16 protein-coding genes are annotated in these 22,144 nt (G+C 52.4%); all 16 read right to left on the bottom strand.

The window, feature by feature from the left end; translation table 11 throughout:
• Window positions 1-237: 237 nt before the first annotated feature.
• The 16 genes from OOT00_RS08360 to OOT00_RS08285 all read right to left on the bottom strand — a co-directional run bounded on the left by OOT00_RS08360 (window position 238) and on the right by OOT00_RS08285 (window position 22,077).
• Window positions 238-3,081, bottom strand: a complete 2,844-nt coding sequence (locus OOT00_RS08360; RefSeq protein ID WP_265424866.1) for a response regulator — start codon at window positions 3,079-3,081, stop codon at window positions 238-240.
• 146 nt (window positions 3,082-3,227) lie between these two features.
• Complete coding sequence (locus OOT00_RS08355; protein WP_265424865.1) at window positions 3,228-4,565, bottom strand: EAL domain-containing protein; 1,338 nt, start codon at window positions 4,563-4,565, stop codon at window positions 3,228-3,230.
• A 31-nt stretch (window positions 4,566-4,596) separates the two neighbouring features.
• On the bottom strand, window positions 4,597-6,684 hold the full coding sequence (locus tag OOT00_RS08350) for a methyl-accepting chemotaxis protein (RefSeq protein WP_265424864.1): 2,088 nt from the start codon (window positions 6,682-6,684) through the stop codon (window positions 4,597-4,599).
• A 361-nt stretch (window positions 6,685-7,045) separates the two neighbouring features.
• Window positions 7,046-9,049, bottom strand: a complete 2,004-nt coding sequence (locus tag OOT00_RS16545; protein ID WP_265424863.1) for a GGDEF domain-containing protein — start codon at window positions 9,047-9,049, stop codon at window positions 7,046-7,048.
• 226 nt (window positions 9,050-9,275) lie between these two features.
• Window positions 9,276-9,719, bottom strand: coding sequence for a response regulator (locus tag OOT00_RS08340; protein WP_265424862.1), 444 nt, complete (start codon window positions 9,717-9,719; stop codon window positions 9,276-9,278).
• Between the two features lie 58 nt (window positions 9,720-9,777).
• Window positions 9,778-10,035: a hypothetical protein gene (locus OOT00_RS08335; protein WP_265424861.1), complete on the bottom strand. Its 258-nt coding sequence runs from the start codon at window positions 10,033-10,035 to the stop codon at window positions 9,778-9,780.
• Window positions 10,036-10,053: 18 nt separating this feature from the next.
• Window positions 10,054-11,517 carry an SLC13 family permease gene (locus tag OOT00_RS08330; RefSeq protein ID WP_265424860.1) on the bottom strand — a complete coding sequence of 488 codons (1,464 nt, stop codon included), beginning with the start codon at window positions 11,515-11,517 and terminating at the stop codon, window positions 10,054-10,056.
• Between the two features lie 644 nt (window positions 11,518-12,161).
• Complete coding sequence (locus OOT00_RS08325; RefSeq protein WP_265424859.1) at window positions 12,162-12,605, bottom strand: response regulator; 444 nt, start codon at window positions 12,603-12,605, stop codon at window positions 12,162-12,164.
• 84 nt (window positions 12,606-12,689) lie between these two features.
• A complete protein-coding gene (locus tag OOT00_RS08320; protein WP_265424858.1) occupies window positions 12,690-14,156 on the bottom strand; it encodes an SLC13 family permease in 1,467 nt (488 codons plus the stop codon).
• Between the two features lie 55 nt (window positions 14,157-14,211).
• Window positions 14,212-14,766, bottom strand: coding sequence for a CBS domain-containing protein (locus OOT00_RS08315; protein ID WP_265424857.1), 555 nt, complete (start codon window positions 14,764-14,766; stop codon window positions 14,212-14,214).
• A 322-nt stretch (window positions 14,767-15,088) separates the two neighbouring features.
• The gene (locus OOT00_RS08310) at window positions 15,089-16,549 is read right to left on the bottom strand and encodes a sigma-54-dependent transcriptional regulator (RefSeq protein ID WP_265424856.1); all 1,461 of its coding nucleotides are present in this window, start codon (window positions 16,547-16,549) and stop codon (window positions 15,089-15,091) included.
• Window positions 16,527-18,062, bottom strand: coding sequence for an ATP-binding protein (locus OOT00_RS08305; RefSeq protein ID WP_265424855.1), 1,536 nt, complete (start codon window positions 18,060-18,062; stop codon window positions 16,527-16,529). Before OOT00_RS08305 ends, OOT00_RS08310 begins: the two co-directional genes overlap by 23 nt.
• Before the next feature lie 47 nt (window positions 18,063-18,109).
• Window positions 18,110-19,588: an SLC13 family permease gene (locus OOT00_RS08300; RefSeq protein WP_265424854.1), complete on the bottom strand. Its 1,479-nt coding sequence runs from the start codon at window positions 19,586-19,588 to the stop codon at window positions 18,110-18,112.
• A gap of 155 nt (window positions 19,589-19,743) precedes the next feature.
• Entirely contained in the window at window positions 19,744-20,178 is a 435-nt protein-coding gene (locus tag OOT00_RS08295) for a response regulator (protein WP_265424852.1), read from the bottom strand.
• Window positions 20,179-20,392: 214 nt separating this feature from the next.
• Window positions 20,393-20,866, bottom strand: a complete 474-nt coding sequence (locus OOT00_RS08290; protein WP_265424851.1) for a response regulator — start codon at window positions 20,864-20,866, stop codon at window positions 20,393-20,395.
• Entirely contained in the window at window positions 20,863-22,077 is a 1,215-nt protein-coding gene (locus tag OOT00_RS08285; RefSeq protein ID WP_265424850.1) for a response regulator, read from the bottom strand. The genes OOT00_RS08290 and OOT00_RS08285 overlap by 4 nt, the downstream gene beginning before the upstream one ends.
• Window positions 22,078-22,144: the final 67 nt, after the last annotated feature.

Genomic DNA, 22,144 nt, shown 5'->3' with positions numbered 1-22,144 from the left:
TGACGGTTTTATTTACAGCATGACGATCATAAACAGCCCGGGGGCTTTACAGCGTGTCAAAATAAATGACACCCTTTTTCTCCGTGAAACCCGAAAAGGCTCCGACTATCTTTTGACTTTTGCAAAGGAGGTGCCACCGGAAGATGGCTTGATTTTGCAGAAAAAAAAGGGCTTTTAGCAAAACGGAACTCCTGAAACTGTCCGCAGGGTTTGCAGGCTGCAAGGCGGGTTGTCAGGTCAGAAGCCCTGCCCTTCCGTCCGGAATGAAGCACGGGAAGCCGAAGGTAGCCATCGGCTGAGACAGGAAAACAGATCTCCGGGCTGTATGGGTTTGACAATATAGTCATTCATACCCGCTTTCATGGCCATTTCCCTGTCATCCATCATGGCATTGGCCGTAAGGGCGAGAATGGGAAGAAACCGGAACTTCGGGTCCTTCCGTATGATACGTGTGGCCTCATACCCATCAAGAACGGGCATCTGTACATCCATCAGTACACAAAAATAATAGTCCGGCGGATGGGCGGCGATAATGTCTACGGCCTGCCTGCCATTTTCCGCCAGATCCACCAGCACTCCGGACTGGCCCAGAAGTTCCCCCGCCACAAAACGATTCACCTCATTATCGTCCACCAGAAGAATGCGAAAGCCCTTCAGAAAGGTATAGTTTTCCGTTTTATAACCGGATCTCCGCCTCGAAAAAAACCGGGATTTCTCCTCCGGCCCAATATTTTCCAGAAAAACATCCAGAAGATAGGAGGGAGTCACGGGCTTTTCAATAAAAGCGGCTACCCCCTTATCCATGGCATGGGTGAGAATCTCCTGCCCGACAAAAGCCGAAGAAAGAAAAATAAGAGGTGCAGGGCTTTCATCCGAAAGACTTTCCATTATTTTTTCAGCTGTTTCGAGGCCGTTCAAACCAGGCATGCGGTAATCCAGAATAATCAGATGAAAGGGATTCATCCTGCCATAAAGAATGGACAGCACTTCTTCTCCCGAGTCCGCCACCTGCACCTCAAAGCGGAGGGCTTCCAGATACTGACGAAAAATGCTCCTTGCCGTCGGGTTATCATCGGCAACAAGAACCTTCAGCCCCTGAAGATACAGAGGAGGGCAGAGGGCAACCCCTTCCCCTTTCTGCACCGGGAATTCACAGGTAATGACAAAGGAAGAACCTTCCCCGTTCAGGGTTTCCAAGCGGATCTGCCCCCCCATAAGCTGAACCAGCTGGCGAACAATACTCAGTCCCAGCCCTGTTCCACCGTATGTCCGGGTGATGCTGGCATCGGCCTGGGAAAAAGGTTCAAAAATATGAGCCGCCTGCTCATCGCTCATTCCGACCCCCGTATCCCTTACCACAAAAAGAAGGGTGGCACTGTGGGGACTCCGCCATGGGCATTCGATACGGATCAGCACTTCGCCCATTTTGGTAAATTTGATGGCATTGCTCACAAGATTGGTCAGCACCTGACCAAGACGAAGGGGATCCCCCATGAGGTTACAGGGTGTATCCACATGCCTCCAGAACAGCAGCTCAACCCCTTTCTGTTTGGCTGCACCGGCAAAGAGACTGCGCAGCTTTTCCAAAACATCATCAAGGTTAAAAGGTATGGTCTCCAGACGAAGCTCACCCGCCTCCATTTTGGATATATCCAGAATATCATTGAGAAGCCCCATGAGGGATTGGGCCGCATCCTGAATTCTATCCACATAATTTCTCTGAACAGGAAAAAGATCGGTCCGGAGACAAAGATCCGTCAGGCCCATGATCGCATTCATGGGAGTACGGATTTCGTGACTCATATTGGCCAGAAAGGTACTTTTGGACCTGTTCGCCTCATCCGCTTTCCGGGCCATAACCTCCGCATGGGCCATGGTTTTTTCCAGCATGACATTACTGCTTCTGAGTTCGGCCTCTGCTTCCTTGTGGGCCGTAATATCAAACAGGGAAATGAGGACATGATGCCGTTCTGCCAGAACAAGGGAGGCCGCACTGACCTGAAAGAAAAAGTTCCGGGTCCTGCCATGAACAACAAGCACATGGGCACTTTCCACTCCCCGCACTTCCCTGCCTGTAGAAAGGGCACATTCAAAGGACGCGCGAATACGACACTGACTGCAGGGACCATGGTTTTTATTTCCGCACCCTTGTTCCGGTGGGAGGGCATGGACGCACTGCAAAAAATCTCCCACCTGCCGGAACATTCCGGAGCTTCCGGTTATGGCTGAAATAACGGGATTGATCTGGCAGACCTCACCGCTGTCATTGATCAGCAGCATTCCCACCGGAGCCGTATCAAAAATTGCCTGCAGATTGGCCCTTCTCCGCTCCAAAGTTCGATGGGCATGCCACTGCCGTTTCACCACCTCCTTGCGTGCTCTGTGGCTCATCCAAAAAAGAAACAGGGCCAGTCCCGTGGCCAGCAGGATGGAAAACACCGCTCCCTTACGTAAGATACGGGCAATGGAAAGACTGTGATCTGCCATGACCCGTATATTGACAATATTGTTGTCCGTAAGGGCATCCAACGTAAGGGACAGAGAGCAGGAGAGGGGAAGGACTTCCGCTGTCAGCTCCCTGTATTGCCTGTGTAACCCATTTTTATGGTCCAGATCTTTGTACTCTACCAGCTGCTGCAGAACCCTGTCCATATGCGTATGCACATTTCGCCATGCACGGTAATCCGCTTCGGCCTGCTTCATCAGCTCCCTTCCCTTTTCCGACTGCCTGGGGCTGGACCGGAGGGCGCTCCATGCCTCATCCATATTTTTCCAGGCATGCTGCTGACTGTCCCTTATGGTCACATAGGCTTCCTTTGGTTCACTCATATTTTCAAGAAGGCCTACGGCAAAGGTATCTCCTCGTATAGACATGCGATGCTGATTCAGTACGGCCAGAGCCTTTAAATCCGGGATGCGGTTGTTTCCAAGATTATACAAGGATTCATGCAGCAGGAATACGGCCGCATATCCAGCCACACCCACACAGAGTACAATACAGACCATGGACATAAAGGAAACAGTGGTTTTCCAATCCACAGACCAGATATCCTGGGAAGACCTTCCGGACAAAGACTTCATGGACTGCTCCTCTCCCTGCTGGCCCATCAGTGGGAGTATACGCTCCGCAAAACTGTCTGCCTCCCGACCTTCAATCTGAAAAACCAGACACTTCAGGCAAATACACTGCGTATACAATTTGAGTATCTGTAAACAGGCGGCATGTCTTAGGATCCTCCTGCAGACAGACCGGGATCGGAATCAAACCATGGCTCCCGGATATCACAGCAGAAAATAATGCCGTATCCGGATTCCTCACCCCGGATCTGCCGGGACAGGGTGACACAGAGCCCGTCCTGCAAAAAAGAACGATAGGGCCGCGTGCGACAGGTCTTTCCCGGATACCGCCGTGCATTTTGTAAAAAAGGTCTGAAACGGTTGTCCCTTGCCCTGCCCGGAACCACCGGCATCAGGGAAGGGGATGACCTGACAGCATGGGGGGAAAACAGGGGCTCTCCCAGAAGATGCCCCTCGGAGGTAAGACAGAAGCAGCGCAGCACATCAGGGTGTTCCAGCAGTTTTTTGCATGCCTGCCATAAGTCCTTCCCCTTACCAATATCATCACAACTCCCTTGGAAAACCTCTCCAAGAATGGCGTAACGATCCTGATTCCTCTCTTCCGCCAGAGCCATATTTCTGTGATAGTTCCGGTACAGATGACCCCACCCGGCAAAATCAAAGGATGGACTGGGAGAAGGCCTTGCAAAATAATAGCCCTGAATGAAATCGGCCCCCGCCTGAAGGGCAATCACCGCCTCTTCCTCGCACTCCACCCCTTCCACAAGAACAAGACATCCGCTCTGCTGAAGGAGGGAAACCATGCCCCGGAAAATATGACGGATGCGGGGATTTTCTTTTGCATGGGCAATGAGGTTGCGGTCCAGCTTCACCATATGGGGATTCAGCCGCCAGACCCGGTCAAAATGAGATCGTCCCGCACCAAAATCATCCAGGGCAATGTGACAACCCATATTCCGGTAAAAATCCACGGCCGCATCCAGCAACTGGTGATCTCCCACTGGATGCTCCATAATTTCAAGGACTATGCTTTCCGGAGGAATGGCAAGACTGGCCAGAGCATTTTTCAGAAATGGACCATAACAGCGTCCATGAACAGCCACTTCATGGGCAATGTTCAGGGTAAGCCAGAGAGCCTCCTGCTGGAGAACAAGATAATTTTTCCCATGAAGCAGGCGGCAGATGCGATCTGCCAGTACAATGCGCTGCCGGTTTTTTCCCGCAAAAAGCCGGGGGGGAGAGATGGCATTCCCCAGATTGTCCTGTACCCGGACCAGAGCCTCCATCCCCACGCACTGCTGGTGGGCAGGACTGAAAATGGGCTGAAAAACCGAAGAAAGGGTCAGCCCTTCCAGGCGGGCATGCCACCGCCCCCCCTTCTCAAAGAGAAAGGGTTCGATAGTATCCAGATTCAGGGCTTCTCCGCAGCAATATCCACTGTCCAGCTGAACAATATTCATGATGACCATAGCCCTTGATAATTTCATTGACTGGCACCTGCTGGAACGCCCTGCTACATCAGGATGTTTTAAAACGCCCCACCATGACCCTCAAAGATTCGGCCAGCCCGGCCAGTTCTTCCGCACCTTTTTTCACGCCATGGCTGCCGGACTCCATGCGGGAAGCGGCCTGGGCCACCTCCGTGGTTTCAATGCTTGCCTCTTTGATTCGCCCTGCGGATCCGCCCACCTTTTTATTGACTTCGGAAATACCCGATGCCGCCTCACCGATGTTGGAGGCCACCTCCTGCATGGTAAAGGCCTGCTCCTCCACGGCAGCGGCAATGCTGGTCACAATATCTTCAATGTCATTGATAATTTTTGTAATACCAATAATTTCCTGCTCGGAGCTTCGGCTGCTCTCCTGAATATCTTCTATGCGTGCCTTGATTTCCCGGGTGGAATCTCCGGTCTGACGGGCCAGCTCTTTGATTTCATTGGCCACAACAGCAAAACCCTTGCCCGCTTCACCGGCCCGGGCCGCCTCAATGGTGGCATTCAGGGCCAGCAGGTTGATCTGGGCGGAAATATCTTCTATGGCTTCCGTAACCTTATCAATGCTGCGGGCAGAGGTTCCCAGACTGATCATGCGCTCTGAGGCCGAGGCACCCTCCAGGGCTGCCCGCTTGGCAATATCCCTTGCACTGGCGGCACTTCGGGCAATTTCGGATATACTGGCCGTCATTTCCTCACTGGATGCTGCAATGGAAGACAGGTTGCCCGATGCCTGAGATACGGCCGCCGCCACATCCTGCATATCGCGGCTGGTGCTGGCAAGGGAGGCCTCCGTACTTTTGGACAGGGTCCGGGTATGAACCGATTCTCCATCCAGAATACCCGAAAGCTCTTTCAGCTCCGTTGCCGTAAGGTTAAGATTTTCCGCCTTATGGCTGATCTGCTGCACCATTTTTCGGATATTTTCCGCAAACCGGTTGAACCATTCGGCCATTTCTCCCATTTCATCACGGGTTTTTACCGTCAGTCTCCGGGTAAGATCTCCTTCTCCCTCGGCGATATTCTTCAGCAGATCAGACGTTGTCCGGATGGGAGCTGTGATGGCCCTTGTGATCAAAAAACTCAGCAGAATGGCCAGCACAAGCCCTCCTGCGGCGGTCTGCAGAAGATTTCTTACGGAGCCCCGCACAATGAGACTTGTCTGGTCGCCCCCATCCATGGCCTGCCCGTGGGCTTCGGCGGAAAGCGCTCCTGCACGGCCCAGCAGCTCCTGATAGGCTACTGTCTGGGCTCTGGCCGTTTCCACGGCATCCTGCCGCAGCCGGATCAGATGCTCAACGGATGCCACATTGGCATTCAGGGCATCCATGGCCATGCGCAGCTGCTGAAGGTTCTGGGGCTGGCGTGTCACATTCACCAGTTCTGTCATGGTCCGGTGCAGTTCATGGATTTCCGGCAGGAGGGCGGAAAGGGCTGTCGCATCGCGGTTGGTTTCAGCCTGCCACAGCAAGGAATAAAGCCCATTTCCCCGACTGACAATATGGCTGCCCGCCTGAATGCGGTCATGACGAATCTGCAGCTCTTCCCCTGATGCCAGATTCAGGCCGAACCGCTCCATCCCGTTGTCACCAAAAGCTGCGGAAAGCTGCTGTACCATGGCTTCTTTCTGCATACGGTTATAACCGCTTATATTTTCCACAAAAAGATGAGCGGAAGCCATCACAGCCTCATGATGATGGGCTATGCTCCGCAGGGCGGCGGCGGATTGCTGCATCAGTTCCTGATACCGGGTCAAAATGGTTTCCATATCCTGCATCTGCCTGACAAAGGATGCGCTCCCCGTCTCTTTGGCCTGTTTCCTTCCCTCCCGTATCTTTTCCATACAAAAGGCTGAGGCTGTCATGGCATTTCTTAAAAAAAGCTCATTCCGGTGCAGCTCATATCCGGCCATCTGGTATCCGATTTCCGCAACATGACCTGAAATGGTATTGGCCAGTGACCACTGGGGAAGGCTTCCATGGATCAGACTGTCTGTCTGGGAGCGGATCGTACCTAAATTCATGGCAGCCCCGAGGCTCATCACCAAAAGAACAGCCGTGAGCATTCCAAATCCTGCAAAGAGCCGGGTACGCAACTTCATGGTTTTCAACATCCCTGCCTCCTTTCACCATGGCGGCACAGCATAAAAGTTCCTGAATACAACCAAAAGCAATCCGTACCACTCTGACTCCGCCACTGTTATCCATCTCCGGTTCTGTTACTGGAGAACACGCACGGTCTTTATGGATACCATGTTCCGACCTGAGTGAGGGCAGGCCCCCTCCCTAAGGTCCCGGTGGAAACAGGGCCAAGACCTGCCCCGGGTGTTCCATTTTTTCAACTTCCGATCAACATGGCGGGACCAAAGCGGTAATCAGAAAAGGTACTGACCTTTATGCAATAAGTATTCCACTAAATGTGGGCGAAAAACGGGAACCCCGGAGACAGACTCCGGTAAAATCTGTCTGCTTTTTTTACATAGTGCTCTTTTCCCTTGCGCAACCGCTTTCCCGCGGATGGCGGCAAACCCGGTTTCTGCCCGCAGATTTAGCGGCATAAAGCCCTCTGTCCGCCGCCTGAATTAACACTTCCGGAGATTTTCCATCTTCAGGATAGACGGCAAGCCCCAGAGAAACGGTCAGGCTTATCCCTTCGCCATCATCCGTATATGTCACACTGGCGGCAACCTTACGGCGGATAGCCTCAGCCCGTTTCATGGCCGCTTCAGGACAGAGGCCGGGCATGATCAGCAAAAATTCTTCTCCTCCGATGCGGCATGCCACATCCTCTGCCCTCACATCCTCCTTCAGCAGACGGGCAAGGTGAATGAGCACACGATCACCCACGTCATGGCCATGGGTATCATTCACTTTCTTGAAATGGTCCGCATCCAGCAGCAGAAGGGAAAGGCAGCTTCCTTTCCGCTCACAGCGGAAAAACTCCCGGCGAAGGGTTTCTTCCATATAGCGACGGTTATAAAGACCAGTAAGGGCATCGGTTATGGACTCCCTGTGCAGCCTGCCCATGAGATACATGGCATGGAGACTGGCGGCAAAATGATCCACCACCGTACGGGCCAGGGCCTTATGGGCTGCCCGTCTCTGTCCCGGAAACAACAGACTGGCATGAAACCGTATGTCCAGAAACACCTTCCGTTCCTCGTGGGAAGGCAGGAAAATGGAAAAGCCCCCTTTCCTTGCCGGATCTGCGCCCCCTACCGAAGGGCAGGGTGGTTCGGTTTTTGTTCCCCAGCCCCTGCTGACTACAGGATTGCCAGAGGGGTCCGTAAGGATGAGCATTCCAGAATCTTTCGGAAAAATACGTCTGCATGCTTCCAGAACACAGGCCGTTGCCTCCTGTTCACTGCCTGCTTTTTTAAGCCGGGCTGCGAGCTTCGTGATCTGGTTCATTTCCAGGGTCTGGCGTTCCAGGCTGGCCACCTGAGCATACAGAAGGAGAAGAATGCCAATCCCTGCCAGTGCCAGCGGGACCAGAAAAAAAACAAACCGCTCGGCGATGGCACGGGTACGGCTTCCTCCGTCCATGGCACTGTCATGGGCTTTGGAAGCAATGTTCTTTGCCAGATCAGACAGAGTTTCATAAGCTTTGCTGTGATCCCGGTGTACCTTATCCGCCTCTTCTCTGACCTTCACCAGAACCCGGATAACGCGCACCGTGTCTTCCAGAGAACCCATGGCCGCCCGAAGCTGCGCCATATTCTGCGGCTGACGTGTCACCATCACAAGAGCGGCCATGTGCTGCTGAAGCTCTCCTATCTGATGCAGGATGAACTCCTGCTGGGATCTGCTCCGGCTCAGCTCTGCCTGCCACAACCCCGCATCAATCTGCCTTCCCATATCCAGAATACGCATACCGGCCTGCAGGCGGTGCTGGCGAATGGCGAGCTCTTCCTCTCCGGCAAGGTCCAGCTCTCCCCTCATAAGGGGAAGACCGGCAAAAACAGCCTCTGTCTGACGGCCCATGTCGACCCACTGCATGGCAAGGTAGCCCTCCATGTTCTCCATAAAAACAAGGGAGGCTTCCTGAACGGCTCCATGCTGGCTCTCAATGGTTTCCATGGCTTCCCTCAGCTGGTGCAAGGCTTCCTGATAACCGAAAAGCACAGGGGTCATCCGGTGCAGCTGCTGACTGAAAGGCTGCAGTTTTTTATCTTCCGCCAGCTGTCTTCCCCTTTCCAGAGTAAGAAGACAGCGCTCCGTAGAAAGCATGGCTTCCTCCCAGTAAAACAGCTCTCCATGCAGCACATAACGCAGCATGAAAAAACCCGTCTGGGCCACTTCCTGATGTACTCCATGGGCTATGGCCCACTGAGGAAGGCTTTCCTGCATAAGCCTGTCCGCATGGCTGCGAACATGGGCAAAATTCACAAAGGCCATACCCCCGATGGTAAAGGCAATCAGGCTTAAAGCCGCAATACCCACAAGAATTCGATCCGTTATTCCGGAAAAAGAAAACATGGCATGTCCTTCCGCTCAGCAGAAAAGGGATGCTGCACTCCCGCACCATCAGAAAGCAACTTTCCGCCTGCCTGAAACATGCTTCTTTCGAATAGGCCTTGGCTGACAAAAGCGCATGAAACTCCTCCAGCAATAAGTATTCCAGCCCCTGAAACAGAACAGGCCGTCTCTCTGGAGACAGCCTGTTCTGTTTTCAAACTTTTCTTGCTGCAGGGAACAGCGACACTTAAAAACGGATTGTTTTTTCCAGCCTGTCCAAACGGGAGCGCTCTTCTGCTTTACGGATACGATGCTCCCTTTCATATTTCAGGGATCCGGCCTCCTTGATTTTATCCATAAGATCCTCAAAATCATAGGGCTTCAGCGCATAATCAAAGGCTCCCCGCTTCATACCTTCGACAGCGGTTTCCACGGATCCATGACCCGTAAGAAGAATCACCTCCGTTAAAATATGATCGGCTTTAATCTGGCGTAATACCTGCAATCCGTCCATACCGGGCATGCGTATATCCAGAATCAGAACATCATAGGGTTTCTCATCCAGTTTTTTCAGGCAGGCCTGACCATCGTGAACGGCTTCTGCAGAAAAACCGGCTTCCTCCAGCCTCAGGCAAAGCATTTCCGTGAAATCCTCTTCATCGTCCACCACAAGTATACGTACGGACTCCATGGCTTCTCCTTTTTTGGCAGCCAAAAACTGCCCATGTGTAAAGTAACGGGAATTCTTTTCATGGACCTTTTGAAATCACATCCCAGAAAAGGGGATAGAGATAGTACAGTACCATTAAAATGGCCACACTGAGGGGCCAGAACCAGGATTTGTGAATCAGTTCAGGGTTCCATGTGTTTTTTCCCCTGGGCAGATGATGAAGGGGCCTGAGCAGTTCATACAGATGATCCGCCTCACTTTTTACCGTTTCGGCGTGCCCATCACCTTTCTGTTGTTCATCAAGAGGGGAAATCGCGTCTTCACCTGTTTTACCCATGGGAAATCTCCCTTTTTTCTAATGAATACCGATGAGGGGCCAGTACAGCAGTGCGGCAACCACGGATATGAGCAGCAGAATCAGGCACCAGGGTACGGCCACCTTGATGAAATCCACCTGGGTGAAATAACCGGAGCTGTAGGCAATGATGGTGGGCGGACATCCGATAACCAGCATGATGAAAGAAGTGGTCACCGGTGCCAGCAGAGCCACGGCCGTGGGGGACATTCCCAGCATATCCGCCATGGGAAGAGTTATGGGAAGGGTCAGGGCCACGGCTGCGGAGTTGCTCATCAGACTGGAAAGAAAAGAACCGAAAAGACCCAGCCCATAGAATATGGTGAAGCTGCTTCTGCCTTCCAGCATGGGCAGAAGACTTTCCGCAAGAAACTGACCAGCTCCTGTCTGCAGCATGGCCATGCCCAGCGAAACGCCCGCTCCAAAAACAATCCAGGATTCCCATGGAAATTTATCACAGATGGTTTTAAAGGATACCCAGCCCGGTCCGCAGAATCCCACCATGGCAATACAGGCCGCCACACTCACATGCCAGCCCGTGATATCACCGAGAAACCAGAGCACAAAAGTCAGGATAAAAACAATGGTAACACCCAGTTCCGCCGTACTCATGGGGCCGGGATTGTTCAGCTCAATGCCCTTGAGCTCCTTTTCTTCCGGCCGGAAAAGAAAAAACACCACAGCCCAGGTGGCAATGGCCGTAAAAATGCTGATGGGCATCTGAATCACAAGATACTCCAAAAAACCAATCACCTTACCCACGCCTGTGGCTTCCTCCGTATAACGAAAGAGAATTTCCACGGCCAAAGGGTTACGACCACCACCGATCATGGTGCCAAAGCCTCCTGCCGAAGCCGCCATGGGAATAAGCATAAGAAAAAATTTGGGAAGTTTATGCCCCTGACCCGGCCTCATACCCATGGACATGAATACGGGAACAAAAGCAAACACCATAATAACCGTTACGGTGGCATCATGGAGAATGGTGGCCGTGAGGGTGCAGCCCACAGCCAGAATAAAACTGAGTTTTTTCACATTGGTTCCGGCAAACTTCAGGAGATGATACATGAGCCGTCTGGCAAGGCCCACTTCATTCAATATGACACCGAACATAATGATCATAAGAACAAACATCACAGCAGGATTGGCGTAGGGAGTCCATGCATCGTTTCGGCCCACAATATTCAACGCTATCATGCCGCCCCCCACACAAAGGGCTGTGACACCAATGGGAAGGGCTTCCGTGGTCCAGAGAATGAGAATGGTGACCAGAAGAGCCAGCAGGCGGTGGCCTTCCGGGCTAAGATTTTCCGGTGTGGGAAGCAGATAAACAAAGATTCCCAGAGCAAGGGCTATGGCGCATTTAATGAGAATACTTCGGCCGGACTGCCCGGATGCAGAGGGTTCCTCCTCGTGGCTGATGGCACGGTTGGGCGATGGTGCCTGAGCCTCCTGAATACCCATTGAAAAACTCCTTTCCTTTTTAGGATCCTACCTATGGCCCCGCTTTTTCGGGGTCTGCCCATAAGATACATTTGGGGGAAGGGAATCCTCCCCTGTTTTTACCGGAAAAACGTTCATTTTCTGTTTTTTTTGCAAGGACAATACCGGCCATCCTCTTTTTTTCTGTTTTTATGAAAAAAATCACTTTTTTCCCCTTATTCCCATGCAAAACCATCCTCCCATAACATCAACTCTTTCCCACAACAGGGGCATGCTCTGTTTGTTTTTTTTGCAGCATGAAAAAAAAACAGACAGCCCCATGCAGGCTTTGCCCCAAAAAAAAGGTGCCGATTACTCGGCACCTGAAAAACGGGAAGGCTCCGGGGGAGAAGCCCATCCTGAAGGGATCCCTGACCGGGGGTGAACCACCCCGCCCCTGTCTGGAGGGAGGGCGGGGATGATTCTGCAGGGATAAACGGAATGATTCCCGCTTTTCTGCACAAAAAAAGACCAGGGGTACAGAAATCTGATGGCATCTTTCCACAAACCAGCTTCTTTGGCGGCCAGCGTTTACCTTCCGAGCCATGCCCCCTTACTTCAGGACAAAACATCGCTGTGCGCCGTGCCCACTGTTCAGAAAAGCAGCACGAAACAGACCCCGGCCATCAGAACCGTATATTTTTTTCCAGCCTGTCCATGCGGGAACGCTCCTCCGCCTTACGAATACGCTCTTCCCGCTCCTTCTTTACGGCTCTGGCTTCCTGAATTTTTTCCAGAAGCTCCGTAAACTCATAGGGTTTCAGCGCATAGTCAAAGGCACCGCGCTTCATGCCCTCCACGGCGGTTTCCGTAGACCCGTGCCCCGTAAGAAGAATAACTTCCGTTGAGATATGATCCGACTTGATCTGCCTCAGTACCTGCAGGCCATCCATGCCGGGCATACGGATATCGAGAACGAGCACATCATAGGGCTTCTGATCCAGCATGGACATACAGGCCTCACCATCATGAACGGCATCGGCCAGATGCCCCACTTCTTTCAGACGCAGGCAGAGCATTTCCGTAAAATCCACCTCATCGTCCACCACAAGGATGCGAATGGGCTCCATAGACTGTCTCCTTTTCTGAAACCGGACCTTTCAAAGATCCGGTTGTTTTTGTTATCGTTTCCAATCATTGCCTGGCATCATCCGCTAGTAGACTCCAATCATCGGCCAGTAAAGCAGTACCCCCAGCACAGCAATCACAAGGAGACAGATGCACCATGGAACGGCCACTTTAATGAAATCTACCTGGGTGAAGTAGCCAGAACTATAGGCAATGATGGTGGGCGGGCACCCGATAACCAGCATGATAAAAGACGTAGTAATGGGTGCGAGAAGGGCTACGGCCGTTGGTGACATGCCCAGCATATCCGCCATGGGCAGGGTGATGGGCAGGGTCAGGGCTACGGCAGCGGAGTTACTCATGAGGCTGGAAAGGAAAGAACCGAAAAGGCCCAGACCAAAGAAGGTGACAAAGGACCCCTGCCCCTCAAGGATTGGCAGACAGGTTTCCGCAAGGTACTGGCCTGCGCCAGTTTTCAACAGTGCGAGACCCAGAGAAACACCGGCACCAAATACAATCCAGGATTCCCATGGGAATTTATCACAGATGGTTTTAAAGGATACCCAGCCCGGCGCACAAAAACCCACCATGGCTATGGCGGCCACCACGCTCACATGCCAGCCCGTGATATCACCAAGAAACCAGAGCACAAAGGCACCGAGGAAGACAATGGCCACCCCCAGCTCCGCCGTACCCATGGGGCCGGGATCTTCCAGCTTCACACCCACCAGCTCCTTTTCTTCCGGCCGGAAAAGAAAGTACACCACAGCCCATGTGGCAAGGCCCGTGAAAAGACTCAGGGGAAACTGAATAATAAAGTACTCAACAAAACCCACAACCTTTCCAACACCCGTGGTATCTCGGGTATAGCGGAACAAAATTTCTACGGCCAGAGGGTTGCGGCCCCCGCCGATCATGGTGCCGAACCCGCCTGCAGAAGCGGCAAGGGGAATGAGCATGAGGAAAAACTTGGGCAGTTTGTGCCCGTCTCCCGGCTTCATACCCATGGCCATGAATACGGGGACAAAGGCAAAGACCATGACAACGGTGACGGTGGCATCATGGAGGATGGTGGCCAGCATGGTACAGCCAACAGCCAGTACAAAGCTCAGCTTCTTCACATTGGTACCGGCAATACGCAACAGATGATACATCATACGTTTGGCAAGCCCCACTTCGTTTAATACCACCCCGAACATGATGATCATGAGTACGAACATAACCGCAGGGTTGGCATAGGGGGTCCAGGCATCGTTTCGGCCCACAATTTTTAAGGCAATCATACCCGCACCCACGCAGAGAGCGGTAATACCGATGGGAATGGCCTCGGAAATCCAGAGAACAAGAACCGTTACCAGAAGGGCCAGCAGACGGTGACCTTCGGGGGAGAGGTTGTCCGGTGTGGGAAGGATGTAAACAAAAATACCCAAGGCAAGGGCGATGGCGCATTTGATGAGAATACTCATGCCGGACTGTTTGGGCGCTTCCGGATGCTCATCAATAATCAGCTCATTGGGACCGGGCTTTTTCAGCTCCTGCGTGTTGTCAGTCATACTTCCGTCTCCTTATGCAAAATAGGTGAATTAAAAAAACGGCAAAGGAATGAAATCATAAGACGGCACACGTTTTAATCTGCCTCTGGATTTCCCGGTACACATCGGAAAAACGAAGAACACCGGCCACCTTTGCTCCATCCATGGCAAAAACGGCATCGTGGCCAAAAATAACAAAGGCATGGAGGGCATCATTGAGACTGGCATCCGCCGGGACAACCTGAGAGCGGGGGGTACCTTTAATGAAATCTCTGACCCGTATGTCCGTTGCCCTGCCACAAAGATCATCAATGGGTTTTGACCAGAGCTGGGTATGCTGTTTCATGGATTCAATGACGTAATTCACATTGGAAACAAAGGCACCCGCTTCCTTATCCACTACTTTGTCAAAGTTCGGTTCAAGCCCGCGGACAATGTCAATGGGGGTGAGCTTACCCACAATTTTACCCGCATCATCCCTGACAAGGAGAATGCGCTGTTCCTGCCTGCCCGCAAGAAAGGCCTCCTGAGCTTTTTCAAGGGCTATGACAGCTTCCGTGAATGTGGCGCTGGACTGGATGACGGGGAACTTCTCAATGGGGACCATAAAATCCTTAACGTATTGTTGCATTGGCCTGTTCTCCTCCCGATGGGGTTTGTAGGTTCCGGTTTTTCATCCGGTGTCGTGGCTGCAGGAGAAACAATGCAAGGCAGATGCCAACAAAAAAAACAAAAACATCCCTTATAAATCAATATCTTATGAACATGATGCCATTCAAATCTGTCCGGTGCATTTGCAGGATGACAGGGAAGTGTAAGAAGGATGGACGCAGATTCTGCCAACAGCATCAAAGGGGCATTTCGCACAAAAAAAGCTGCCGGTTCTTTTTCAAAAAACCGGCAGCTCCATTTCTCCGTGGCACATTCTTTTCTACTCAGTCAAAACCCGGCCATCAGGCCGCCGTTCCTCCATCATCCGTCTCCTCACGTACGGACGTATCCATTTTCAGATGATATTTGTCGATTCGGGCATGCAGGGTAGGGCGGGACATGCCCAGCAGTCTCGCCGCCTGAGAACGGTTGCCTCCCGTAAAAATTAACGCTTCACTGACAAGAATACGGGCGCAGGTATCCATGGTTTCATCAAAAAAACTCTCTTTTTCTCCCTTTTCCAGGCCGGAACGGATCCAGTTACGGACAGAAACCTCCAGGTCCGGTTCCTCTGCCCGCTCCCGCCTTTCGGCCACCACAGACGGCCCCATGTCCAGATCTTCCGGTGCAATGGGTGTACCCCGGTTAAAAATAATGGCTTTATGCAGGGTATTACCAAACTCCCGGATATTGCCCGGCCAGTCCCAGGCTTCCAGTTTCCGGCTGGCTTCTTCCGTAATGCCGGGATTCTTGATGCCGGCCTCCCTGGCAAAACGCTGCAGAAAATAGTCCGTGAGAAGGGGAATATCTCCTTTACGATCCCGCAGCGGCGGGAGGGTGAGAACCACCACATTGAGACGGTAGTAAAGATCTTCCCGGAAACGACCATCTTCTATGGCTTCTTCCAGATTTCTGTTGGTTGCCGCAATGATCCGCACATCAACGGGCAGGGTTTCCCGCCCGCCGATGCGCTCTATGCTCCGTTCCTGCAAGAGACGCAACAGCTTGGACTGGAGGGAAAGGGGCATATCTCCCACCTCATCCAGAAAAACCGTTCCTCCGTCCGCCTGTTCAATTTTACCCATCCGCCGCTGCACAGCACCGGTAAAGGCTCCTTTTTCATAGCCGAAAAGCTCGGATTCCAGGAGGGTTTCGGGAATGGCCACACAATTGATGATCTGAAAGGGTTTTTTGGACCGGCTGCTGTGCTGATAAATGGCCGTTGCCACCAGCTCCTTTCCCGTACCCGACTCTCCCCGTATGAGCACCGTGGCATCTGTAGCCGTTACCCGGCCGATGGCCTTGTAGACCTGCTGCATGGCCGGGCTGCGGCCAATGATGGCCTCATTGACCATTTCTCCTTCGGAAGCACAGCCCAGCGTAACCTGGGTCTGCATGAAACGACCGGCATCCAGAGCCTTTTTAATCAGATCCAGCATTTCAGGAATATCAAAGGGTTTCAGGATATAATCAAAGGCTCCGGCCTTGGTCGCTTCGATGGCGGAATCCGTTGTTCCGAAGGCGGTCATGATGATAACGGGCAGATAGGGGTGCTCCCCATGGATGATGGCAAAGGTTTCCAGACCATTTTTACCAGGCATCTGCATATCCACAATAACAAGATCCGGCACATGATCCTGAAGGACACGCAGGCCGGACTCACCGGAAGCGGCGGCACTCACCTGAAATCCCTCCCGGATCAGAAGCCGCTGAAAACTGGTTCGAAGCTGATCATCATCGTCAATGATGAGGATGTGGGCCATCACCTTCTCCTTCCTGTCCCTGGGAGATCAGGGGAATACGCATTGTAAAACAGGCCCCTCTCCCGGGTTGGGAAACAACAGCAAGGGTACCTCCGTGGTTTGCCACTATACGGCTTGCAATACTCAAGCCAAGGCCCGTACCCTCTTCCTTGGTGGTCACAAAGGGTTCAAAAATACGCGCCACCATATCCGCTGGAATACCGGGGCCGGAATCATGCAAACACAGGCAGGCAACAGGACAACCCGCCCCATCTTTCTCCATGATTTCTAAGATCTCTATATGGCCCGGAGTACCGGCCATGGCCTGACAGCTGTTTTCCATCAGGTTGACCAGTACTTCCTTCAGCTGTTCAGGATCACCGGAAATGGGGGGCAGGGGCTTCTCCCGCTTCAGTCGTACGGTCACCCCATAGGATTCCAGGCGGTGACGCAGCAGATCCAGTGTTCGATCCACCACATCAGAGGGAGAAACGGACTGAATTTTCAGTTTGGGCGGACGCGAAAACTCTAAAAAATTCTGGACGATGGTATCAATATGATCAATCTCCCCGGAGATAACGGCAAAGTCATCTTTCTGATCCGCATCCAGATTCAGGGAGCGGGACAGGGAAAAGAGGCGCATTTTAACGGATGTCAGAGGATTTCGGATGGAATGGGCCATACCCGCCGCCAGCCTGGCCACCATGACCATGCGCTCCGCCTGCTCCAGATTTTCCCGGCTGCGTTCCAGCTCCCGGGAAACCTCTCCGGCATTGCGGATCAGGCCCTCCACACCACGGCTCAAAACCGCCACCTCATTTCCCGCCTTGCAGGATGCAGCCCCGGCCTCCCGGGCCAGACGGCGCAGGGGCACAAGAATCTGCCTTGAAATTCTCATCCCCAGAGTAAAAATAAGGGCTGTGGTTACCATGAGAATGAAAAGGGTCACATGGCGAACCTGACTGGTTTCCCTGCCCACGTCCTCCTGCAGGGCTGTCATGGACCGGGAATGAAGGGCTTTAAAATCCTCACAATGCTGCATAATCCGGAAAAAGAGAACCCGGATCTCCGGATGACGGGCCTGCCCTTCCGCCACTCTCCCATGGACATAGTGGGCAATCACCTCATCCTTGGCAAGGATATAGCGCTCATAGTTTACCCTGATTTCTCTGATAAGCTCTTTCTGGGGCAAGGTACTGGCATGCTTTTCTGCTTCTGTCAGTTTTTCACGGAAAATCTGGCGGTACTCTCCCAGCCGATGCAGCCATTCCGGGTCCCTGTCCTGCAGATAATAGGTAACAAACCCTTTCTGGTTAATCAGGGCGGTTTCGAGAGCTTCGGCAGACTGAAAGGCCGTAATACTGCGGGGAATATCATCATTCACCAGAACCTGCAGTTTCTGGATGTACCAGACCATAATCCCCGATCCGGTGGTCACAAGAAAAAAAATGCCCCACAGGGCAAGATAAAGACGGCTTCTCAGGCTGAGAAAGCCATAGTGGTCATTTCTGATTTCTTCGTCGGAAGAAGACATGGCAACTCCTGAAAACCATGGGGCGGCTGAGCCGCCCCATGGAACCATCAGCCTCCCAGAAGGGATACGGGCATACCCATCAGCGGCCAGATGACCAATATGAAAAGACTAAGCACGGCCAGCAGCAGAATACTGGCGACGAGACCATATTTAAAAAATTCTCCCGTGGTGAACTGTCCGGAGTTATAAGCAATGGCGTTGGGTGCGGCACCAACCAAAAGAAGAAAGGGCATACCTGCGGTAACAAGGGCCGCAAAGGTAATGACCTCGGGAGCCACATTGAGGTAGGGCGCAATGACCAGAGCCACGGGCATGGAAATGGCAATGGCCGCCACGTTCATGATGAAGTTGGTCATGGCCAGAACAAAAACAGCCATTCCCATGACAAAGATAAACCAGTGGGCCTTTTCAAAAAGGGTCAGCCAGTGTACGGCCATCCACTGGGCGGCTCCGGTCTGCCAGAGACAGAAACCAATGCTCATGGCACCACCGAAAAGCAGAATGATGTTCCAGGGCACGGCTTCCAGGTCGTCAATGGTGAGAATACGGGTGGTAAAGAAAATGAGGGTGGTGATAAGAATCAGGCCCGTCTTATCCAGCTTGGCGAGCAGCGGAAAGAAGCTTCCCAGAGACATGATGAGGATACAGGTAATTACCACACCAGCGGCAACGATTTCCTTGGCTGATATGGGACCCTGCTGGGCCGCCAGCTCCGCAGCCCTTTCCCGCACACCTTCAATTTCTTTTTTCTCCGGAGGCAGGAAAAGCAGAATCATTCCCCAGATGAGAAAGGCCATGAGCCAGCCCACGGGAGCCATGTAATAGGTCAGTTCGAAAAAGGAAATCTCCCGACCCACAATGTCATTGTAAAAACCCAGAGCCACGGGTGCACGGGCCGCACCCAGCAGGGTGACAATACTGCCCGCTCCGGCCACATAGGCCATTCCAATGAAAAGACCTTTACCGAAATTGGTGGGCTTGGAAGGGTCATCGGAATACATGGCATAGACAGCCAGAAGAAGGGGATACATGGTGGCGGCAACGGCCGTATGGGCCATGAAATGGGTCAGGGCCACGGTGATGAGAAAACAGCCCAGCATGATCAGGTGGGTTTTTTCGCCTACGATGGAAAGCATTTTGTAGGCTATGCGCTTGGTCAGCCCTGTTTTGGTAAAAACAATACCAATGATGAGAGAGGCAAAGATAAACATGACGGAGGGGGTCATGAAGTCTTTAAAGGCGTCATTGGCGGAACGCACGTAGAACATGACCTGCATCACCCCGATAAGAATACTGGTGATACCGATGGGTACCACTTCAAATACCCACCAGGTGCCAGCCAGAAGAAAAATCGCAATGGCTCCCTTGGCCTCCTTGGAAAGGGTAAAGGAGGCTCCAAGGGGATCTATGGCATCGGGGAAGGGCGGAGCCCAGTACACAATACAAAACAGGAAAATACCCAGAAACATGAAAAAAAGACGTTTATAGTCTACGTGGGCTTTTGAAACGGTAGCCGAGGCATTCATGTTGACAACTCCTTGATGGTTTTGAACAGATCTTGTCCTTTTGCATGAAAAGACCCTGATCCCGGTTGCAAGGGGCCTTTCCGCCAAACCTTCCAGACAGCATTTTAAACGACTGAATAAAAGCACCTTTTATTCAGATACCTGCGTTTTTCCCCTTACCATCCCCTTTCAGTGATGATGGTATCCATTTCCGCCTTCCGGATCCGCTCTTCATGGGCCTTTTTGATGGCTGCGGCCGCTTCGATCTTAGCGGAGAGAACTTCCGTATCCGCTGGTTTTAAAAGGAAATCGTAAGCGCCCTGCTTCATGCCTTCAATGGCGGATTCCACCGTAGCCTGGCCGGAAAGCAGAATGATCTGTATCAAGGGATTCTTTTTTCTGATTTCCTTTAGCACCTCAATGCCTGAAATACCAGGCATAAGCAGGTCCAGAACCACCACATCCACCTCTTCATGGCGATCGGAAAGAACCTGCAGGCAGGTATCGCCACTGTAGGCTTTCGCCACGGTAAAGCCCCGCATGGAAAGCCTCTGGGCGAGGGCATCCACAAAGGGAGCCTCATCATCTACGAGCATCACTTGTGTTTCCATAGCTTCTCCTTTTACCTGTTAAAAGCTGTTTCAGAAATTTCGGGGTTTTCTGGTTAACAACCATGCTTGTTAACAGGTGGTCCTTGGTATCGGGAATATCTTCCCCTGTCGTAAGACGGATCTTCCATCACTCTGCTCTCTTGCCCATTGATCGCACAGCAGCAACAGGATCACGGGGCAAGCTTTCATGCTCTTCTGCCTCCAGAAAGTTCTTTTATGGATTCATTCTGAAACGGCGTCTTTCTATGGTTCTCATGCCCGCTTCCTGTTTGCGGTCAACGGCCTCAAGGATACTTTTTTCCAGATCCGCCAGATCAAAGGGAACCAGAAACTCATCGGCGGCTCCCAGCTTCATGCAGGCTATGGAAAGAGGCATCTGCTGAGGAGTATTAATCACGATGACATCACAAAAGGGGCATTTCTCGCGAAGAACTTTCAGTATTCTGACCCCTTCCTCTTTCATATGCACAAGCCCCAGAATAATGACATCCACATCCTGGCTGGTAAGAACTTCCAAGGTTTTTGCGCACCCGTCACTTTCCAGAATACGGAAAGGTCTGCCACCCAGTATGCCGCAGAGATTACGGCGAAAAGAGGGCTCGGCTTCAATAATCAACAGGGTGGGCTCCCTCTCTTTTTCTAAAAAAAGATTGTCTTGTCGAAGACTTGTTTCGGGCTCTGGATTCATGGACCCGTCTCCTGCTTTTTACGGACACGGGCATAGGCTTTCTTCATGGTTGCCGTCAGCTCATCAATATCCGTCGGTTTCTGCAGATAGGCAAAAGCCCCCATATCCATACAACGATTCCGGTCCCTGTCCGTTCCATGGCCCGAAAGAATAATAACCTCTATATCCGGATACTCCGACCTTACCTTTTCGAGCATCCTGAATCCGCTGATTCCGGGCATCATCAGATCCAGCACCATGATATCCGGCGGATCCTCTGCCATGAGTTCCAGTGCTTTTTCACCGGAACAGACGGCATGGCTGGCCAGATTTCTCATGCGCAAGCGCTCCGAAAGGGTCTGCACAAACTCCCTTTCATCATCCACCAGAAGAATCCGGCAACCCATTTCCGGATCATACTTCCGGTATACATCCGAATGGCCCGATGCCGGTCCCATGCAGATTTCCACATCCCGGACCCCTTCCTCGGCAAAAACAATGGCATGCAGCTCCTCTGCCAGACCCGAGGGATGAAAGGATTTTTCCCTTATGGTGAGCCGTACCTTTCCTCCGGCAACATCCAGATGCACACTGTGCCCGGCACGGGTAAGAGCCAGGTCCACGCGGGCATACAGACGAAAATCCTCCATGGCCCACCGGCCGGTTTCCGTAATCTGAAACTCCGGCTTTTCCATGGTAAGCAGTACCTGCTCCAGAAGATGGCTGTCCTGATCCATGGCCAGCACCATGTGGTACTTTTCCCTGTCCCATGGACTTCTGTCCCAGATATGGGCGGCCCACAGGGCGGCACAGGCATCCAGCCGTGCCATCTCTTCTTCCGCTTCCCGCTCCCTTGCATCCATGGCCCTGGCCTGGGCCAGACGCCACTCCGGCCCTGCCGTAATCAGGATTCTCACCATGTGGGAGAGGCAGAGGGGCAGCAGCAGGGCCGTATGACCTGTAAAAATCTGTCCCTCGGTTTCCAGCAGATCCGCCAGTGTTGCCCGGAGGCAGGCGGTGGCATATTCTTTTTCATGGGTAAAGCTGTTGAATACACTGGGTTTAGCATAGAGGGCTTTTTCCAAAGCTGCGGGGTGGATATGGTGCTTCTGCGAGCAACGCTCAATAATATCCGCATCCCGGAACAACCGGGATCGGGTTTTCTGGCAGAGATCATCCATCAGAGATTCGCTTCCGGCGTAGCGTACGCTGAAAAGGGAAAGGATGGTCATGAACAGTACTCCTGGTGTAGGCCATAGCCCTTCGGGCTGTTTAACGGGTCACCCGTTCCATAACGCA

The sequence above is a fragment of the Desulfobotulus pelophilus genome, assembly GCF_026155325.1.
In the GTDB taxonomy this organism is placed as follows: domain Bacteria; phylum Desulfobacterota; class Desulfobacteria; order Desulfobacterales; family ASO4-4; genus Desulfobotulus; species Desulfobotulus pelophilus.
Note: the sequence above shows the minus strand (reverse complement) of the source record. Positions and strands in the feature narration are given on the sequence as shown.